This window comes from bacterium (genome assembly GCA_040753555.1).
Classification (GTDB): Bacteria; UBA9089; UBA9088; order UBA9088; family UBA9088; genus JBFLYE01.
Genome location: JBFMDZ010000158.1, coordinates 1 through 4,835 on the forward strand (window position 1 = coordinate 1; position 4,835 = coordinate 4,835).

Sequence of the window (4,835 nt, forward strand, 5' to 3'; positions counted from 1 at the left end):
TTTGGTATTTGAGGGTATAGGTAATGGTGGATAGGGTTAGGGCCTCTTCTGGTCCAGATTTTTCTAAGGATATACCTGGGATGCCAATAAGCTTAAATGTTGTGGTGGCATATACCAAACCTGCACAAGAATCCCCTGAGGCAGTAATTATTTTTGTGCAGACAGGTTGAGTATCTACAATAAATGTGGTTAAGAAAAAACCAAGTGCCGATGAGAGGGTGTTCGTAATATTTTGATTTGTTCCAAAGGCAATGGTTATTAGGGTATTTGGTCCAAAGCCAGAGCCTGCTATGGTTATAATTGTTCCCGCTAAACCTGATTGAGGAAGAAGATGTGTAATCCTTGGACTGGGAATAAGCAAGAATATCATGGTTGCTATTTCCTTAAAGTCAGATGCGGTAATTAGCTTTGTGCAAGGGGGTTGGGTGTTGACAATAAAGGTTGTGGAGAATGTACCGTTGATGCTTGACATTGTTGTTGTTATGGTTGGCATTGTTCCAAAATCTATGCTTAAAGAAGAACCAGCAAAACCTACTCCTTCTATTGTTATTATGCTTCCAACAGAGCCTGAGATTGGTGAGAGCTTTGTAATAAATGCACCTTGAATCTTGAAATGGGCAATAGCTGTTCCTCCATATTCATCACTTGCAGTAATTATCTTTGTGCAGGATGGTTGGGTGTCTACAATGAAGGTGGTTGAAAATGAGCCATATTCATTAGAGGTTGTAATTGCAATGGTAAGATGGGTGCCAAAATCAATAGAAATAAGAGAATTTGTAGCAAAGTTTTGGCCTTGGACAGTTATTATTGTGCCTATTGGGCCAGAGGTGGGAATAACTGAAATACTTGATGCCGTACATATTCCTAAAAGATAGGGTCTATACTCAACCCAATCACTTACCTTATCTCCTTGACCTGATGGATTTGTAACTGGATGCTCTGGTCCAGAAGAATGTCCCCACCAATTGTAAGTTGCAGAGATGGTTCCAGAGGTTCCATCGTGATAAACGCCATAGCCTTTGGTTAAATCGCCATTTTTGTTGCCTAAGAGGTTGTTATAATGAATCTCGGGATTAGAGCTAGAAATGGAATAGATTCCATATCCCTGGCCATAATTGCCATATCCTCCACCATATCCTCTATTTCCTCCTTTGTTTCCTGATATTGTATTTTGTGATATTGGATTTCCTATTGAATTTGAAAGATAAATTCCACATCCAATACCACCTGAACCACCTGAACTCTTATAACCACCTGTTCCTCCTTGGCCTCCTTGATTGTTTGATATTGTATTATTTAAAATTGTATTGTTGGTTGAATTTGAAAGATAGATTCCTGTACCAATGCCACCTAAACCACCTAAACCACCTGGAGTCGAGTCGTCCCCATTACCTCCATTACCTCCCTTACCTCCTGTGTTATCTGATATTGAATTTTCTAATATTATATTATTAGTTGAAGATAAAAGATAAATTCCACAGCCTATACCACCTGAACCACCTGAACCACCCCACAAGCCACTTGCTCCTCCTTGACCTCCTGTGTTTTGGAATATTGTGTTGTTAATAATCGTACCATTTGTTGATGTTCCAAGATATACCCCACAACCAATACTACCCAAATTACCAGGGTTACTGGTTATTCCATTTTGACCAATTCCACCAGAAATTGTGTTATTTCTTATGGTAAAATTAGAGCATTGAGTTAAAACAATCCTTCCTAAATTTGTTGAACCAGAGCCAGCTAATGTTAAATTTTGATTTTCAATGGTTATTCCTGATTGATTGTAATAATAAAAGATTGGCTCATTGTTATATGTATTCGTAACTGTAATTGTATTATTAAAGCTATTTGGCTCAATATATATTCCATACCCTTGCCCAGAGTTGCCAGCTGTACCACCAGCACTGCCACCTATTCCTCTTTGGCCCCCTGTGTTTGTTAATATTGTATTTTGTGATATTGTATTGTTGGTTGAATTTGAAAAATAGATTCCTGTGCCAATGCCACCAAGACCACCTGAACCATAAAGACCACCTGTTCCTCCTTGACCTCCTGTATTACTTGATATTGAATTTTCTGAGATTATATTGTTTGTTGATTGATAAAGATAGATTCCACAGCCAATACCACCAGAACCACCCGAACCACCCCAGCCACCTGTTCCTCCTTGACCTCCTGTGTTATTTTTAATTGTATTTATTCCAATAATGTTGTTAGATGAATTTGAAAGATAAATTCCACAGCCAATACTTCCAGGGAATCCGCCATTATCTCCCTTGTTGTCATGAATATAGCCATTGATAATCACAATCCCAGATACATTTTCCAAATAAACAGCTTGCTTTGCATAGCCAATGTCGCAATACTTGATTTGGCTTCCATTTGCTCCACTTCCAGAAAGTTTGATTCCATTCCAATGCCCAGCTGTATGTGTTGCTTGGTCAGATGTAAATGTAATCGTGCCCTCGGGTGTGCCTATTGCACTTAATGTGCCATAGCACATCAAAGATGTATTTGTGGTAAACCTTACAGTAACTCCTGGCTCAATGGTTAAAATTACGCCATTAGCTACAAATACTGTATCTGTTGCAACATAAGGGCTATCTGCTAAAACCCATGTTGTGCTGCTGGTAATTGTCCCAGAAATATAGGTCTCTGCCCAAATTGGCTTAAAAGCCAATAATCCCAAAACTACTAAAGACACAAAAATTTGTCTTTTCATTTTACACCTCCAATTTTGAATAAAAAATAAGCAGGCTCAAAATCAAGCCTGCTTTCGTAGATTCTATATAAAACTTTTTTTGGCGAGTTACTCTCTCTCTCTCTCTGTGTGTGTGTGTATGTGTGTGATTATGACTTTCACTTTCATAGCATAAGCATAATTATTGTCCTTTACCTTTGTCAAGGGTTTTTTTTGCATTCCTTAAGCATTTGTTTTGCATAGGTATTATTTGGGTCAAGTTTTAGTACAGTCTCAAACGCTTTTATTGCTTTATCTTCAATAAAATCTTTTTGAAAATAGAGAATTCCTAAGTAACACCAAGTCTTGCTATCTTCTGGATATATTCTTAAAGCTTTTTCAAACTCCTTAATTGCTTTTTCATATTTATTGTAAGAGACATAAAAAACTCCTCGATGCTGAAATAAATTTAAGTATTTGGAAATTATCAGATTGCGATGGTAATTTTCATTCTTGCTTGAACAAGTTTTAACAAGTATTCTTTGCAAATTAAATATTGGCTCATTTTTATCCATTTGTTCAATCAATTCCTCCCTAGTTAGTTTTTTCTCCGAAACTCTCCACAAAATTCCTTCAGGAATTAAACCATATTTATCTAACAAGTTTTTATCAAATTTTACATAAATTGGCCTTCTCCTTGGATTATTTTCTATAAGCTCTGTTACTCTAATCTTTCGAAAGTCATCCATTGAGACAACCGGATTTTTATCAACGAAAGTAGTAAGGTTTATATCTGGATATTTTCCTTTGATTTGATTGATATAAGGTTGATCCTGCAACAACTGGTCTTTCCATAAGAAGAAGATAACAATGGGTACACAACTTGATTTTAGATGTTCAACATAATGGAGGTACCAGAAAGGAAAAACATTCTCATTCCCTTCTAAAAAAATTACTGCCTTTTCCTTAACATACTTTAAAAGATTTCTCCCGTGGTCATAGCTAATGTAATGGTTAAAGTAGGCAGAGGAATAATAATGCTCTTTAAATTGCAAGACAGGAAGAATTAAAAAAAATACACAAAAGATTGTTTTACAAAGTATTAAGTAATAATGAGGAAGAAACTTATACCATAAAGTACAGAAAAGAGAATATAAAAAATAAACACACAAGCCAACGAGAATGGAAAAAAGAAGAAAAGAGAGGATATAATAATCTTCAATATTAGGAATATTATACCTTATAGCGATAAGAAAGTTGGTAACAATCATTAAAAACAAATACGCACCGCATGTTAGTCTTTTGGCAAATAAAAAAATAAAGCAGGCTATTCCCAAGAAAATAAAATACCATCTAAATTGGTACATAAAAAGATTAAGATGAGGAATAAAGCGTAACTTAAAACTTTGAATCATTGGTTCAAGCAAAGTAGCACGATAATTTTTACAACTTATATGCCAAATAAGCCTCTGCCAATTATCCGGACAATCCCAATTCATTACAGGCTCCTGGCTTGCCCTTAAGGGTAAGTAAAGCCATAAAGTAAGGGGCAGGAGAAAGAGAAAAAGCATCAATAGTAAATTTCGGATTGCGGATTTCGGATTTTTCAATTTCGGATTTCGGATTTTGGATTGCGGATTTTTTTCCCACAATGTAGCCAGAATAAAAAATATACTTGCTGGAACAAGGTAGATTGTCTGAAAGTGATGAGTGAAGGATAAGCCTAAGATAAAGGAAAACAAATAAAGTAGCCTTGACCCTTGACCCTTGACCCTTGACCCTTCTTGCCATTTAAGGAGGATAAAGATAACCAATGTGGCAAAGAGGGCATTTAAGGTGTATTTCTCGGCAATTACCGCTTGTTCCCAGAAGGTTAAGGAAAAAGCAAGGGTTAGACTTGCCACAATGGAAGGAATTATTCTGGTGCTCTGGTGCTCTGGTGCTCTGGTGCTCAGTTTTAAGGTAATGAAATAAACCATCATACAAGCCAATGAGGCAAAGAGGCTGGATTGCATATTCATCCTAAAGGCAATGTTTCCTATAGGGATTAAGGTTACAAAAACTTTGCCAAATAATGTATAGAGGGGATATCCTGGGGGATGGGCAATGCCTAAGGTGTAGGCACAGGTTATTAGCTCACCTGAATCGTGAA

At 36.6% G+C, this 4,835-nt stretch carries 2 protein-coding genes; both read right to left on the reverse strand.

Annotated features, from left to right (window positions below):
• On the reverse strand, nt 1–2,725 hold a 2,725-nt coding region (locus AB1630_10320), incomplete at its 3' end, for a right-handed parallel beta-helix repeat-containing protein (protein ID MEW6104183.1).
• A 179-nt stretch (nt 2,726–2,904) separates the two neighbouring features.
• Nucleotides 2,905–4,835 (reverse strand): DUF2723 domain-containing protein (locus tag AB1630_10325; protein MEW6104184.1); only part of this gene is annotated, 1,931 nt, incomplete at its 5' end.